Consider the following 14,624-nt stretch of genomic DNA (forward strand, 5'->3'; position numbering starts at 1 on the left):
ACCAATTTGAATCAAACACATTTTATGGAAAGGAAATCAAAAATGAGCGAAACCCTATCCCGCAGAGTGGGTCGTCTGGTAAGCGGTGGTTTTCATGCCCTGATTGATGCGGCGGAAAACCTTGCGCCCGAGGCGGTGATGAACGAGGCTAGGCAAAGTGCTGGCGCAGAAGCATCTTGCTGCCAAGAAAATGGCCGACGAGAGCAACCGCCACGAAACCATCGACGCCAACCTGCAAGCCGCCGTGGCGGCCGGGCGCGACGACTTGGCCGAAGCGGGCATTGCCGAGCAGATGGACATCGAAGCGCGCCTGCCCGTGTTGGAAAACACCATTGCCGATTGCGCCGCGCAGGAAAAAGAACTGGAAGGCTTTATCGCCGCCCTGCAGGCGAAAAAACGCGAGATGCAGCAGCAGTTGCAAGACTGGCGCGCCGCACAGCAAGGCGCGGGTGCAGGCAAAGCGGCAGGTGGCAGCGACATGAACCGCATCGCCCGTGATGCCGAAAAAAGCGGCAGTGCCTTCGACCGCGTGATGGGCAGGCAAAACGCCATCCACAGCAGCACCGATGCGGCGCAGTTGGCCAAACTGAAAGAACTGGAAGATTTGAGCCGCAACAACCGCATTGCCGAAAGGCTGGCTGCGTTGAAAGCCAACAGCAAGGAATAAGCATACATTTCAGGTAGCCTTTCCACGCTTTGATAAGGCTACCTGAAAGAGAAGGTTTCCTGCTAGGCAGGCTGTTTGAAAAACACCGCTTATTCCCACCCATGGAGAGCCCATGATATACGCCATCGCCGCCGCGCTCGTTACCGCCGCGCTGCTTTACACCCTGCTGTTTGAAGACTGGGAAGAATTTGCCGAATGCGTGAAATTCTATTTAACCCCCGACATCATCAGCCTGTTTCGGGGCAAGTTTTGGGAAGACAATTGGGCGGAAACCAAACTCGCGCTGTGGCTGGGTATCAGCGCCCTGATCGGCATGCTGGTTTACGCTAACTTCAGTTAACGAACAGAGGGTTCTACCTAATTTTCAGGTAGCCTCTCCGTTTCAAAATTAGGTTGCCAAAATATAAAGGAAACAAGATGAAACAAGCAAATGAGCAGTTGGATACTCCAGCCAAACTCAAATACATCGGCATCCTAGCCGCCGCCTGGCTGCTGATTCCCGCGCTGTGGACGGCCATAGCCAACGCCGGCGGCACCATGTCTTACGGCATCGCGCGTGTAGCTATGTTCACCATCTTCTGGACGATTCTCGCCGCCGTGTATTCGCTGGTATCGTTTGTGCAAACCCTGTTCGGTAAGCCCAGTCCTTCGTGGCCGAAAATCCTGCTGCCCGCGCTCGGCCTGTGGCTGTTCCTTTGCGCTTATGCCTATCTTTGAGCTACGCATTGGTTTTGCAGAAACCCGCTTCGTTCGTTTTCAGGTAGCCTTTCTCAGGCCGTAAAGGCTACCTGAAAAAATAAAACTTCAATAATCAACAGTATCGGAAATGAAAACATGAGAAACAACAGGCGTGTGACAGAAGAGAAAAGCGTCGGCACCGTGCCGGTGGTGTTGGGCGTGTTGGTGCTCGGCGCGGTGTTGTGGGCGGCGGCCGGGAATGCCGGTATGCCTGTGCCGGGCTGGCGGAGCGAAGTGGGTAAACCTTCACCCATGCTGCTTTTGAAAGCTCGTATGGGCAGCGTGGATGCGCAATACGAAGCCGGCCGCCTCTATATGCGCGGCAACCGTTGGAAAGAAGCCGTGCCGTGGTATGAAAAAGCCGCTGCGCAAGGTCATGCCAAAGCGCAAAACAACCTCGGCGTGGCCTATTCCGAGGGGCGCGGCGTGGCGGTGGATAAAGAGAAGGCCTGTCGGCTGTTCGAGCAGGCGCACAAACAACTCAATAGCCGCGACAGCTTGGAAAACGTGGCGCTTTGCAACGATCAAACCGGCAAAACGCAAAATGCTTTCGAGAGCTACCTTTCCGCCGCCGAGCAGGGCAGCCCCAGCGCCATGCGGCTGGTGGGGCAGATGTACGATTCCGGTGAAGGCACGGCGCAGAGCTACGAATGGGCGGTGTATTGGTATCGCCAGGCCGTGCTGAAGAATGATGCGCAGGCTATGTATCTGCTGGCCTCCAAATACGCACAATACCAAGGCGTGCCCAAGCACGAGCCCTACAATGCCTTTAGTGCCTATCTGCTGCTCCAAAGCACTCGGGTGTACCAAACGCCGGAAGATGCCCAAGCTTTGGTCGGGCTGGGTATAGACGAAAAAATCCGCACCTTCGAGCGGGCAATGCCTGCCGATCTGCGTGCCAAGGTTGCTCATGTAGACGTGCTCATCCGCCGCGAAGGTACAAAAAGCGTGCTGGACAGTATAGACAACCTCATCCCCTACCAAGCACCACAAACCCAGCCTTAAATGAAAAGGCTACCTGAAAACTTTTGTTAAGTGAAAACCTATATTTTCAGGTAGCCTACTGCCCACAAACAGCTAAGGAGAAACCCATGCCCATCAACGAATTCAACCAACCTGTCGGCGAAAGCTTGCCCGGTTACACGCTCGGCGATCGACCTGTAGCCACGCTGCTCTCCGGCCGCTACTGCCGTTTGGAAAAACTTTCCGCCGCGCGGCACGGCGCGGATCTGTATGCCGTGTACGGCCCGGCTTCGCCGCCGCAAAATTGGACCTATCTTTCGCTCAACCCCGTGGCGAGCGTTGCCGAGCTGGACGCGCTGCTGCAACGGCTGGAGCAGTCGGCCGACCCATATTACTTCGCCATCGTCGATCAGGCCGACGGCCGGGCGGTCGGCACCATGGCGCTGCAACGCGCGGATACCGCCAACCGCGTAATCGAGGTGGGCTGGGTGATTTATTCCGAACGGCTCAAACGCAGCCGCATCGCCACCGAAGCGCAGTTTTTGCTGGCGCAATATGTGTTTGAAACCCTGCGCTACCGTCGCTATGAATGGAAGTGCGATGCGCTGAACCAGGCCTCACGCCGCGCCGCCGAGCGATTGGGCTTCCGTTTCGAAGGCATTTTCCGGCAGGCGGTGGTGTATAAAGGCCGCAACCGTGATACTGCCTGGTTTGCCATGTTGGATACGGAATGGCCGCAGATTAAGCGGCGGATGCAGTGTTGGCTGGCCGAAGAGAATTTTGACGAACAGGGGCGGCAGCGCGTGCCATTGCAAGAGATTAAATGAAATAGAAATATGGTTTCAGGTAGCCTCTTTCCTCCACCTTAAGGCTACCTGAAAGCGAAACCCGATTAACCGACAACCCGTGAAAGACCCCGCCATGTGGAATTTAATCAACGCCCCCGAAACCGAAATTTTCGGCATCGCCATCGCCCTGATGTTGATGCTCGGCCTGCTCGAGTTGCTCTCGCTCTTGGCCGGCGGCTTCACCGACTGGCTCGATAACCTGTTGCCCGACAGCCTGGTGGAAGCGGATTTGGATGGCGATTTGCACGGCGGCATCGAAGGGGCGGGCGCATTGGTGCGCTTTTTGGATTGGCTGTATGTGGGGCGTGTGCCGCTGATGATGCTGCTGGTGGTGTTTCTCGCCGTGTTCGGGCTCGCGGGCTATGTGCTGCAATCCGTGTGTGCCGGGCTGTTTGGCAGCTACCTGAACGCTTGGCCGGCTGCGGCTGCGGCGCTGTTTCTCGCGCTGCCCCTGGTGCGCCTCACGGCGGGCGGGCTCTACAAAATCATGCCCAAAGACGAAACCACCGCCGTTTCGCAAGAAAGCCTGATCGGGCGCGTGGGTACGGTGGTGCTGGGTGAGGCGCGGCAGGGCAGCCCGGTGCAGGTGCGGGTGAAAGACAGCTACGGGCAGCAGCATTATGTGATGGCCGAGCCCGACGGCGAAGGTGTGCTGAAACAGGGCGAGGCGGTGCTTTTGGTGTCGCTGGAGGGGAACACGTTTAAGGCGATTTTGAATCCAAACGGGAGTTTGGTGGATTGAGGCTACCTGAAAGCGGAGCGTCAACGGAGTTAAAGCGGCAAGCTAACTAGGAGAGACAACATGGCTCATACCATGCCAGATTTACCACCCAGAGCCGAGCCTTCCAGCCGGTATGATACGGAGCTGGTGTTCCGGCAGTTGGGGTTGCTGACGGCGGCATCGTTGGGGTGGCTGCTGATTGCCCTCTCTTGTCTGATGGGGTCGGCGAATAGCGCGCTGCAGCTGCAGCAGATCAGCGGTTTGCTGCTGAGCGGTTTTTTCTTGAGTCGGTTTTGGCAGCGGATGCGCAAAATCCGTTACCGCGCGGCGGAGGATTGCCTGCTGGTATATGCCGCGTCGCTGCGCAGCTGGCAGTTGGCAGCTCGTTATCCGTTGGACGGATTTATCGGGCTGTATCGCGGCGGCAAGGGCTCGATTGCCGAAGTGTGGCTGGTGGGCAAAAACGGCGGGCAGGATGTGCTGCTGGACAGGATATTTTTAGGCACGGGCGCACTGCAAAAACGCTTTGCGGCCGGTTTGACAGATTTGAGCCAAGCCACAGGGCTGCCTGTGCTGGAATCCGGTGAGGCTACCTGAAAATAGCAGCAGAATTTCTGCAGTATCCAAAACAGATGCCACAACATTTTCAGGTAGCCTGCCGTATATGAAGAGGAAGCCATGCAACAGAATAAAAGCAAAATCGTGATGCTGTATCCGTATTCCGGACAAATGCTGGCCTGGCAGACGGCTTTTGTGTGGGGGTTCGTATTGTGGACAATGTATGTGCTGATAGATACGACTGGCGGCTGGTTGGGTAACGGATTTTGGTTTGAATTTGTGTTAGTGGTGTTGCGGGTGCTGATGGTCGGCTTAATCATGATACTGGCTGGCGAGCTGCTGTATGACTGGTGGCATAAACTAACTGGCAAAAACTTCCTGCGGCTGGACACAGCGCGAGGAATATTACTGCACGGTCGCTGGCGTTGGGGCTGGCAGGCGCAGCGGGAATATCCGCTCTCGATGTTTGCGGCGGTGGCGGCGGAGAAGGTGCAGAATGATTACCGTGGCTACTACGGGCGCTTGTGGCTGGAATCAGCAGATGGGCGGAATGATTTGGTATTAGAGGAAGATTTCCTGCCGCATAAGGGCTCGCTGCACGAATTAGACAGGATTCAGAACCATATCGCTAAGGCAACGGGTTTGGCCAAACGGCCGGTAATCAACACAGTAATCCGTGCGGCGGAGGAAACGGCAGCCAATCCGGCACAGTTGCAGCCTTTGCAAGCGAAAACGCTGCCTGCGTGGCGGCAGGCGGTGAATCTGGCGGCGGCCGGGTTGTGGACTTGGCTGGCGGTCTGGTTGCTGCGTTTGGCGGCGGATTGGCAAAGCGGCAGCCTGCCCAAGCCGCTGTATTTCGGCGCGGGGCTGCTGGCGCTCGGGCTGCTGGCAGTGGCGGTGTCGGATGTGCGCGGGGTGTTTCGTGCGCGGCGCGGCCGGAAAACGCCGCAAACACAAATGGCTTGGCGGCAGCCCTCCGAAATCAAAGCTGCGCTGGCAGCGGCCAGGCAGGTGGAACACGAGCCGCAGCCGAAGCTGCCGGAACGTGCCGCGCCGAAACTTGCGGACGGGACGGAATTTGCCGTGTATTCGGTTGGCACTTTGCTCTCGCGCCTACTGTTCTTGCTGTTTGCTTTTGGGATGGTGTGGATTGAGGGAGGGGTCGGCTGGCGGCTGTTTTGGCTGGTGGCGCTGCTGTCTATCGCCGGGCGGCTGGCGCACCGTTGGCATACCTTGCGCAAGGTACGCTACAGCGTGCTGGGAGACGAATTGATTGTGTACCGCCTGCACAGTTTCAAGTGGCTACCTGAAAAACGCTATGCGCTATCGGAATTTTGCGGCATTTACAGCCGCGTGCGGCGCAATGGTGTGAGCGTAGGTTTGAGCGAAATCTGGTTGGCAGGCAAAGAAGGTGGCAAAAACGTACGGCTGCTGGAGGCGGATTCGATAATGTGGGATAACCGGCAAACGGCAGAGAAAACGGCCAAACAAATCAGCCGAGCTACCGGGCTGCCGCTGCTGGAGTATGTGAGTGAAGATCGGGAAGGAGCCGGCTGAAGCGCTGGTTGGGAAAAAGACGAAGCTTTCAGGTAGCCCAATTGGTTACTCGGGCTACCTGAAAACCGACATCAGCGTTTGAAGAAAATATCGATGTAGTCGGTTGCGTTGTCACAGGGGTTTTGTATCGGCTGCATGCGCCAATATTGGCGTGAGTCTTTGGCTTGAAACAGGAAAGTGCCGCTGCGTTCGCAGGTTTGACCGTTGTTGATGTGATATACGCGGGTGCTTACGTTGCCGGTGAAGTAGAAATGGCGCCGGTCGATGACTTCGATTAGGCCGTCGAGTTTCACGAAATCGCCGTTTAAGGATTGGTAGGCATTGATTTCTAGGCCGTTGCTGCCCCGGCGGATGGTAGCGGTGCCGAAACGCTCCCAGCTTATCCATTGCAGGGAAAACATATGCTTGCCCAGCAAGCTGCTTTCGGCAGCGGCCACTTCTTCCGGGCTGCCGGTTTGCAAACTGGCATCACGCATATCGACGATGCCCGGCAGGTTTTGTGCACTGGCGGTTTGAATGCAGAATAATCCGGCCAGCAGTAGGGCGGTTAGGCCGGTAAACAGGCGTTTGACGGGGTGCATAGCGTGCTCCTTTTAAGTAAATTTGTGAAAAGGAATGCTGCATCCCCATCATAGCGCATCCATTTTTAAACCGCCATAATCGCTTCAAATTTAAGAAAATTGTTTGCTTTAGGGCAAATTGTTCTTTAACAATCCGGTATTTCAAATCTTGCTTGTGCCGCAGTCGATCAGGGTTTCGCCCACGCAGATGATTTGGTTGTGGAAGGCGTTGAGGGTGCTGCGGTGGCCGATGCTCACGATGATGCTGTCGGGCAGCTCTTGGCGGATCAGGCGGTAGAGGGCGGCTTCGGTTTCTTCGTCGAGCGCGGCGGTGGCCTCATCGAGCAGCACGAGGCGGGGGCGGGTGATGAGGATGCGCACGAAGGCGATGCGCTGCAGTTCGCCGGGGGAAAGTTTGTGCTGCCAGTCGTCTTCGGTGTCGAGCAGTTCTTTCAGGTAGCCCAGGCGGCAGGCTTCGAGGGCGGCGGTAAGCTGGTGTTCGTCGGGGCGGATGTTGGGGTAGCAGATGGCGCGGCGCAGGCTGCCTTGCGGGGTGTAGGGGCGCTGGGGCACGAAGAGGATGTGTTCACGGGCGGGGCCGATGATGTGGCCGCTGCTGCCGAAGGGCCAGAGGCCGGCCAGGGCGCGCAGCAATGAGGTTTTGCCGCAGCCGGAGGGGCCGCGGATGAGTAGGGAATCGCCGCTTTGGGCGCGGAAGGAGACGTCGGAGAGCAGGATGTTGCCGTTGTTACGGTACAAGGTGAGCTTGTCGGCCTGCAGGATGCAGTTTTCAGCTTCGTGTTGCGGCTGTCGATAGGGCAGGTGGTCTTGCATGCTTTGGAAGAAGCCGTCGAGACGTTCGAGCCGGGCTTGATAAGCGGTGAAGTCTTTGTAGGAGTTGCGGAAGAAGGATAGGGCACGTTGCAGGCGGTTGAAGGCTTGCACGGTTTGGTGCATATCGCCGATTTTCACTTGACCGGCGAAAAAGCGCGGGGCTTGCAGCATGAGGGGCAGCAGGTTGGAAATTTGGGTGATGCCGGTGTTGAAGCCGTTGAGGCCGAGGCTGCGGAACACAATCTGCCAGCGGTTGCGGATGATGTGGGCAAAGTGGCGGCGCAGGTTGCGCCCTTCGGCGGCTTCGCCGTTGTAGAAGGCGATGCTCTCAGCGTGGTCGCGCACGCGCACGAGGGTGTAGCGGTAGTTGCCGTTGAAGTGTTCGTTTTGGAAATTGAGCTTCACCAAGGGGAGGCCGATCCACACGGAAGTGGCGGTGGCAAAGAGGATGAAGAGGTAGATAAACATCACCATGCCGCGCGGGATTTCCAGCCCCAATACGCTGAGCACGCCGGAGAGATTCCAGAGGATGACGGTGAATTCGATGGTGGAAACGATGGCGCTGATCAGGCCGTGCACGAGTTCGGCGGTGGAGGCGATGAAATCTTGCGCGTCTTGCTGGATACGTTGGTCGATGTTGTCGGGCGCGTGGCGGCGCATGTGCAGGCGGTAGTAGTTTTTATGGGCGAGCCAGCTTTGGGTGAGCGCGGCGTTGAGTTTTTCCAGCCAGCGGATCATAAAGACTTGTTCGAGCAGCTCGTCGGCCAGGGCATGGATGATTTTGAACACCATTAAGGCGCTGTTGATACCGGCGAAAAACCAGAAGGCGGCTGCGGCGCGGTCTTGCAGGGAATCGTAGAGGCCTTTGTAGAAAAAGGAATTGAGCACGCTGATGCGCACTTCGAGCAGCACCATCAAGAGCAGCGCAGCCAAGAGCAGGTACACTCGGATATGGTTGCTGCTTGCTAAACAGGGGCGCAGGATGCGCTCGAAGCGCTGGCCGAAAGTAGTACGGCGCAGTAGGAAGGCGGCGATCAGGCAAAACAGCAATACGCCGAAAAAGCTCTGCACCAGCCACAGCGGGCTGTCCAGGAGCTCGATTTTCCATTGTTCTTGTTTCATATGTGGTGTTTGGTTGGATAACTTTATTTTTCAGGTATGGCAAACCAATTTAACTTTCGCTGCCGCGTTGGTTCGCCTTGCCGTACTTCTGTACTGTCTGCGGCTCGCCGCCTTGTCCTGATTTAAATTTAATCCACTATAAGACGGGGTTGAAACAGGCAGGCCAAACAGCGCGGAAGGCTACCTGAAAAGCGGGATGACATTTTTCAGGTAGCCTCTATGGGGCGTTATGCTGTGGCCAAATGCTTAAAACTCAAACTTGGCGGAAACGCTGATTTCGCGCGGATTGCCGATGGCGATCATCGGGTATTGCGCCGAAGAGCCTACGGTGGAGGTGTAGTACAGGCGGTTGGTCAGGTTTTTGCCGTTGAGCCGCACGTTGAGCTTGTTATCCCCGATTTTGGTGTCGTAGGAGACAAAGGCATCAGCTACGGTGGCTGCAGGAATTTTCCACAGACGGTCGCCGCTGGCGGCATTTTTGCCGATATACCATGCGCCGTTGTATTTGGCTCCGATGCCGGCGCGCCAGTTGCCGCCCAGCGCGTTGCCGAAATCATAAGTCAGATATAGGCCGAACTGGTTGCGCGGGGTATTGTTCAGCGGCAGGCCTTGGGCGGCGGCTTCGGCTTCCAGCACCTTGGTTTCGGTGTAGGCATAGTTGGCGTTCACACCGAGGCGTTCGGTAATCTGGCCGCCCATTTCGGCTTCAAAGCCCATGGAGCGGGCGCGGCCGGCAAAGCGGGTTTCAGTTTGGCCGCCAGAGGTTACGCTGTAGCGCACATTTTCTTTTTCGATATGGAATAGGGCTACTGCGGCAGAGAGACGATCGCCGGCAAATTTGGCACCGATTTCAAAGGCTCGACCTTTTTCAGGCTGGGCATCACCAGGGATTTCGTTGGCCACGGAAACCTGTGGGCGGAACGAAGTGGCGTAGCTGCCATAGAGCGACCACTGCGGGGTGAGGCGGTAGGTTACGCCGAGCGAGGGCGAGAAGTTCCAGCCGTGGTTGTCGGTATTGGCTTTGAATACGAAATTGCGGTTGGCGCGACCGGCGTATTGGTCGAAATACTCGGCGCGCAGGCCGGCAGACACAATCCATTTTTCGCCGAGATGAATATCGTCATTGGCATACAGGGCGAAGGTTTTGAGGATTTCAGTTTGCTGAGTGTTGTTGCCTTGGCCGTCGATGGTGTTCACGCCGGGCTGCGGGCTAATGCGGCCATACACCGGGTTGTACATATTGATGGTGTAGTTGTTGGCGGGGCTTTGGTAGATTTTGCCCAGCAGGCGGTCGTTGTGCATGGCTTCGAGGCCGAAGCCGAGTTTGTGCCGTACGCTGCCGGTATGCACGTCGCCTTTGAAGCTTAAGGCCAGGTTGTGCACACGCAAGCGGGCATCCTGCGTGCCGTCGATGCGGCGGCGCACCGTGCCGGTGGTGGTGTTGATACCGGCGGCGGTGTTGGCAATACGGGCTTTCCAGTCGTCGTAGGTATGGTAGGTGAAGCCGTAGTTCAGGCGCATTTTCCACTGTTCGCTCAAATATTGGTCGAGCGTGAACTGGAACATATGGTTTTTGCCACTCTGCTCGCTGAAAGGCTCGTCCAAGCGGCGTTCGGCGGGAATAGCGAGGGGTTTGCCGTAGTTTGCGCCACGGGTGGAGTCGAGGAAAGTGCCGCGGTCGAATGGCACGGTGTAGTCTAAGTATTCGTAGGCGGCGGTGATGGTGGTGTTTTCACCAATCCATTTGATCGAGGGGGCGATGGTGGTTTGCTTGATTTCGCCGAAATTGCGCCAGTAGTCGCTTTGGCGGTAGTCGGCGATGAAGCGGTAAGCCCAGCTTTGGCTGGAGCCGATGGGGCCGGTGAAATCCACACCCACTTGGCGGGCGCTGTGGCTGCCGAAGCTGGTGCTCACGGAGCGGGCAGGTTTGAGCTGCGGCTGTTTGGTTACCACATTCACCACGCCGCCGGGGTCTTGCACGCCGTAGAGTGTGGAGGCCGGGCCTTTGAGCACTTCCACGCGCTCGGCGGTGGGGCTGAATACGTGGGTTTGGGTCATCTGCATGCCGTTGCGCAGCACGGAGTTGTCGCGGTTATCGCCGAAGCCGCGTTTCACCACGGCCTCGAGCGTGCCGGCCAAGGTGTTGGCCTGGCGGATGCCGCTCACGGTGAGCAGGGCTTCGTCCAGCGAGCCGGGGCGGCGGTCTTCCAGCACGGCGGGGGTAACGATGTTTACGCTACGGGGTACTTCGAGCAGCGGGGTGTTGCCACCGCCGATGACATCGGCGGAAATGGGCTGGTAGCCGCTGGCATAGCGGCGGCGGGCGGTGATTTCGATGGCTTCGAGCTCGGTGCTGTCGGCCTGCTGCTCCTGCCCTTGGGCAGGCTGGGCTTCATTCGTGCCTTCGGCATAAAGCAGGCCGGGGCTGCTGATGGCGGCCAGGGCGAGGATTAGGGCTTTGAGGTGTGTGCGCGGTTGTTTCATGAGGATGTTTCCCTTAAACATTAAAAATAGGCAGTTGGGATGAGCCTACTGCCATATCGGTTAGTAAACTATATTAAGAACGATTTGCATTTTAATGCCTGCTCTAATTTTGGCAATCAGTGCCAAATGATGCCTAATTTAGATTTTTGTTTTTTAAATATAACTTCCCGTGTAAAAGACAAGTACTGTTGCAAATCAGGTACAAACGCTATGCCGGACAATTGAAAAATGCCTGCGGTTTGCAGACCCACAGGCTACCTGAAAAGCGTTTTAGGGGAAAATGGCGGGAATGTTGTTTAATGGAGTTCTATGGTTTTCAGGTAGCCTTTTCTGCTATTTGGCCGGCTATCTGAGAACTGGTGTTGAGTTGTGCTCGTGTTGTTCAATTTGGGATTGCAGTTTTGTTTAACCATTTCAGGTAGCACCAGGCTGCCGAAATCCACTCAAGAAAGGAAAACCATGAACCTTATTTCCATTGCCACTATTGCCGGCGTGATACTCGTCGCGCTGTTTGTGCTCGGCCTCATCCTCACCCGACTGTACCGCCGCGCCAGCAAAGAGGTTTCTTTTGTTCGCACCGGTTTCGGCGGTGAAAAAGTCATCATGAACGGCGGCGCGATGGTGCTGCCCGTGCTGCACGAAATTATTCCGGTGAACATGAATACGCTGCGCCTTGAAGTGCGCCGTGCCGCGCAGCAGGCGTTGATTACCCGCGACCGGATGCGCGTTGATGTGATGGCGGAATTTTACGTCCGCGTCAAACCCAGTGCCGAGAGCATCGCCACCGCCGCGCAAACGCTGGGTATGAAAACCATGTCGCCCGACGAATTGAAAGACCTCGTCGAAGGTAAATTCGTTGATGCCCTGCGCGCCGTCGCCGCCGAAATGGCGATGGAAGAGTTGCATGAAAAACGTGTTGATTTCGTTCAGAAAGTGCAACAAGTCGTGAGCGAAGATTTGTTTAAAAACGGCCTCGAACTCGAAACCGTTTCCCTGACCGGCCTCGACCAAACCAGCTTTGAGTTTTTCAACCCGCAAAACGCTTTTGACGCGGAAGGTCTGACCAAACTGACCGAAACCATCGAAGGCCGCCGCAAAAAACGCAACGAAATCGAACAAGACACCGATTTGGCGATTAAAACCAAAAACCTCGAAGCCGAGCAGCAACGCTTGAAAATCTCGCGCGAAGAAGAATACGCCAAACTCGAACAAGAACGCGAAATCGCCGTGCGCCGCGCCGAACAGGAAGCCAGTATCGCCGAGCAGGAAGCGCAGAAAAAACGCGAGGCGGAAGAAGCCAAAATCGCCGCTGAACGCGAAGTGGATTTGAAACGCATCGCCGCCGAACGCGACATTAAAAACGAAGACATCCGCAAAGCCCAAGCCGTTGAGCAGGCGGAGGTTGAGCGCCGCAAAGCCATCGAGCTGGCCGAACAAGATCGCGCCATCGCCGTTGCCGAGAAATCGCGTGCCGAATCCGAAGCCAAAGCCGAAGCTGACAAAGCCCGCGCCGCCGCCGTGCGTGAAGAAGAGAGCGTGATTACCGTGCGCGAAACCGAACGCGCCGAACGTGCCAAAGCGGTCGAACTGATTGCCGCCGAAGAAGCCGCGCAAAAAGACGCGATTTCGCTCACCGTCGCCGCCGAAGCCGAGAAACAGGCCGCGCAAGACCGCGCCGAAGCCGTGCGCATCGCCGCCGAAGCCGAAGCTGAGAAACAGCGCCTGCAAGCCAAAGGTGAAGCCGATGCCAAAGTCCTGCTGGCACAAGCGCAAGAGCAGCAATACAAAGTCGATGCCGAAGGTACCCGTGCCGTGAATGAGGCCGCCAACGTGTTGAGCGTTGAGCAAGTCGAAATGCAAGTGCGCCTCGCCTTGTTGAAACACCTGCCCGACATCATCCGCGAATCCGTGCGCCCGATGGAAAACATCGACGACATCAAGATTCTGCAAGTTAACGGCTTGGGCGGTTTCGGCGGCGCTGCCGCAGACGGTGTTTCAGCTAGCCCCAGCGCCCAAGGCAACGCGGCTTTGTCCGACCAGGTGGTGAACAGCGCCCTGCGTTACCGCGCCCAGGCTCCGCTGGTGGACGGTTTGCTCAAAGAGCTGGGCTTGAGCGGCGGTGACATCAACGGCCTCACGCAAAGCCTCAATCCCGCTGCTCCTGCGAACCAGACACAGCCGCAAGAGGAGGGTGAGGCTGAATAAGAGTTGATGGTGTGAATGAAGAAAAGGCTACCTGAAAACGAACGTAGTGAGTTTCTGCGAAGCTAAAACGAACGCAGCACAGTTTCTGCTTAGCTAAAGTTTCAGGTAGCCTTTTTTGCGTTTACGGTTTGCAAGCCTGTCAAACACCGCGTTCGAAGGCCTCAATCTCACCCACCTTCGGCGCATAGCCGCTGGAGGTGTCGTGGCGCAAATCCAGCCAGATGTTTACCAGCGCCCAAGCGGCAGGGGCGGCGATGACATTTTGCCCCATGCACAGCACTTGCGCGTTGTAGTTTTCCACCGAGCCGCGCAGGGTGAGCAGGTCGTGGGCGGTGGCGGCGCGGATGCCGCGCACTTTGTTGGCGGCAATCGCGGTGCCCACGCCCGTGCCGAAAATCAGAATGGCACGGGCGGCGCGGCCGGCGGCCACTTCTTGCGCGGCGGCAAAAGAGAGCTGCGGATAGCTGCCATCTGGCGACGATAAATCCACCAAGCTCGACACACGCGGGTCGTTTTGCAGATGCGTTTTGAGTGCGTTTTTCAATTCAACGCCGTTGGCCGGTGCGGCAATCACGAGTTTCATCAATCGCTCCTTATTCTGATGTGGGAAATGCAGCCAGTATGCGCCGCTTGGCTGCTGCTTTCAAGCCGGGCTGCCTCAGCGCAATTCTGCCTCTTCCTGACCAGCACGCACAATTTGGTGGACAATTGTACCGCCGCAGTATTGTGTGATCAGTATGCCCAACTCTTCCTGTGCTGAACGTAGTTCATCGTCTCCCACTTCAACTAATGCTTCAATCACAAACACACAGTTGGTTGTATCTGGGCTAATGACGGTGCGTGCCACTTCACGCCAGTTCCAGCGTCGGCAAATGGCGCCGGCGTTGTCTTTATAGAGAATCTCACCCTCTGCTGGCGCCTGTGCCTCATCTTTGTCCAACACAACCACCGGCACTTCATCCGCTCCAGCGTAGGTTAGCTGCAAATTACCCTGCATGGCATTCAAATCTTCTCCGCCCACTGGCACGGTGTATTTGAGCGAAATATAGTTATAAATATCTACCAACGGGCTGATGCTGCCCAAACCTTTTCCTTTAGAAACGCGTTTATATAGCGCTTCTACCGAGCTTGGATATTCTTTGGCCTTCACACCAAATTGTCGATATGCCTCGCGCCAGGCAGCAATTTTCGGCAATTGTGCTACAGGCTGTCCTCCACAATTTTCCACTACATTATTTGCCGCCTGCTGCAATTGCGGCAGGAAAGCAGCCACATCTGCCTTATTGTTTACCCCGCGTGCCACACTAATGCCAATACGCAATCCAGGAAATTGGGTAAACAATTGTTTGTCTGCTATAAATTTCATC

Annotated in this window: 13 protein-coding genes and 1 pseudogene; 9 read left to right on the plus strand and 5 right to left on the minus strand. The window is 56.5% G+C overall.

Going from position 1 to position 14,624, the window contains the following annotated elements:
- Positions 1-42: 42 nt before the first annotated feature.
- The 8 genes and pseudogenes from A7P99_RS01100 to A7P99_RS01140 all read left to right on the plus strand — a co-directional run bounded on the left by A7P99_RS01100 (position 43) and on the right by A7P99_RS01140 (position 6,052).
- A pseudogene (locus tag A7P99_RS01100) lies at positions 43-667 on the plus strand (PspA/IM30 family protein).
- A gap of 112 nt (positions 668-779) precedes the next feature.
- Positions 780-1,007, plus strand: coding sequence for a hypothetical protein (locus A7P99_RS01105; protein ID WP_067686255.1), 228 nt, complete (start codon positions 780-782; stop codon positions 1,005-1,007).
- 77 nt (positions 1,008-1,084) lie between these two features.
- Positions 1,085-1,384, plus strand: a complete 300-nt coding sequence (locus A7P99_RS01110; protein WP_067446687.1) for a hypothetical protein — start codon at positions 1,085-1,087, stop codon at positions 1,382-1,384.
- A gap of 117 nt (positions 1,385-1,501) precedes the next feature.
- Positions 1,502-2,410, plus strand: coding sequence for a tetratricopeptide repeat protein (locus A7P99_RS01115; RefSeq protein WP_067446689.1), 909 nt, complete (start codon positions 1,502-1,504; stop codon positions 2,408-2,410).
- An 86-nt stretch (positions 2,411-2,496) separates the two neighbouring features.
- Positions 2,497-3,195, plus strand: coding sequence for a GNAT family N-acetyltransferase (locus A7P99_RS01120; protein WP_067527617.1), 699 nt, complete (start codon positions 2,497-2,499; stop codon positions 3,193-3,195).
- Between the two features lie 94 nt (positions 3,196-3,289).
- On the plus strand, positions 3,290-3,958 hold the full coding sequence (locus tag A7P99_RS01125) for an OB-fold-containig protein (RefSeq protein ID WP_067686468.1): 669 nt from the start codon (positions 3,290-3,292) through the stop codon (positions 3,956-3,958).
- 60 nt (positions 3,959-4,018) lie between these two features.
- Positions 4,019-4,534, plus strand: coding sequence for a hypothetical protein (locus tag A7P99_RS09905; protein WP_156499657.1), 516 nt, complete (start codon positions 4,019-4,021; stop codon positions 4,532-4,534).
- An 81-nt stretch (positions 4,535-4,615) separates the two neighbouring features.
- Positions 4,616-6,052: a hypothetical protein gene (locus A7P99_RS01140; protein WP_067686261.1), complete on the plus strand. Its 1,437-nt coding sequence runs from the start codon at positions 4,616-4,618 to the stop codon at positions 6,050-6,052.
- 71 nt (positions 6,053-6,123) lie between these two features.
- Here the strand turns inward: A7P99_RS01140 and A7P99_RS01145 are convergent, their stop codons facing one another.
- The 3 genes from A7P99_RS01145 to A7P99_RS01155 form a co-directional block, all read right to left on the minus strand.
- Positions 6,124-6,633, minus strand: a complete 510-nt coding sequence (locus A7P99_RS01145) for a hypothetical protein (RefSeq protein WP_153705457.1) — start codon at positions 6,631-6,633, stop codon at positions 6,124-6,126.
- A gap of 141 nt (positions 6,634-6,774) precedes the next feature.
- On the minus strand, positions 6,775-8,568 hold the full coding sequence (locus A7P99_RS01150) for an ABC transporter ATP-binding protein/permease (RefSeq protein ID WP_067527619.1): 1,794 nt from the start codon (positions 8,566-8,568) through the stop codon (positions 6,775-6,777).
- A 246-nt stretch (positions 8,569-8,814) separates the two neighbouring features.
- The gene (locus A7P99_RS01155) at positions 8,815-11,052 is read right to left on the minus strand and encodes a TonB-dependent siderophore receptor (protein ID WP_082881512.1); all 2,238 of its coding nucleotides are present in this window, start codon (positions 11,050-11,052) and stop codon (positions 8,815-8,817) included.
- 459 nt (positions 11,053-11,511) lie between these two features.
- Here A7P99_RS01155 and A7P99_RS01160 point away from each other — a divergent pair, with 459 nt between their 5' ends.
- The gene (locus tag A7P99_RS01160) at positions 11,512-13,257 is read left to right on the plus strand and encodes a flotillin family protein (protein ID WP_067446700.1); all 1,746 of its coding nucleotides are present in this window, start codon (positions 11,512-11,514) and stop codon (positions 13,255-13,257) included.
- Positions 13,258-13,396: 139 nt separating this feature from the next.
- On the opposite strand, the gene A7P99_RS01165 is transcribed toward A7P99_RS01160, so the two are convergent.
- Both A7P99_RS01165 and A7P99_RS01170 read right to left on the minus strand, forming a co-directional pair.
- A complete protein-coding gene (locus tag A7P99_RS01165) occupies positions 13,397-13,840 on the minus strand; it encodes an RpiB/LacA/LacB family sugar-phosphate isomerase (RefSeq protein WP_067686264.1) in 444 nt (147 codons plus the stop codon).
- Positions 13,841-13,915: 75 nt separating this feature from the next.
- Positions 13,916-14,623 (minus strand): B3/4 domain-containing protein, encoded by a 708-nt coding sequence (locus A7P99_RS01170; RefSeq protein ID WP_067527621.1) that lies wholly within the window; start codon positions 14,621-14,623, stop codon positions 13,916-13,918.
- Position 14,624: the final 1 nt, after the last annotated feature.

The sequence above is a fragment of the Eikenella sp. NML120348 genome, assembly GCF_001648435.1.
Taxonomy (GTDB): domain Bacteria; phylum Pseudomonadota; class Gammaproteobacteria; order Burkholderiales; family Neisseriaceae; genus Eikenella; species Eikenella exigua.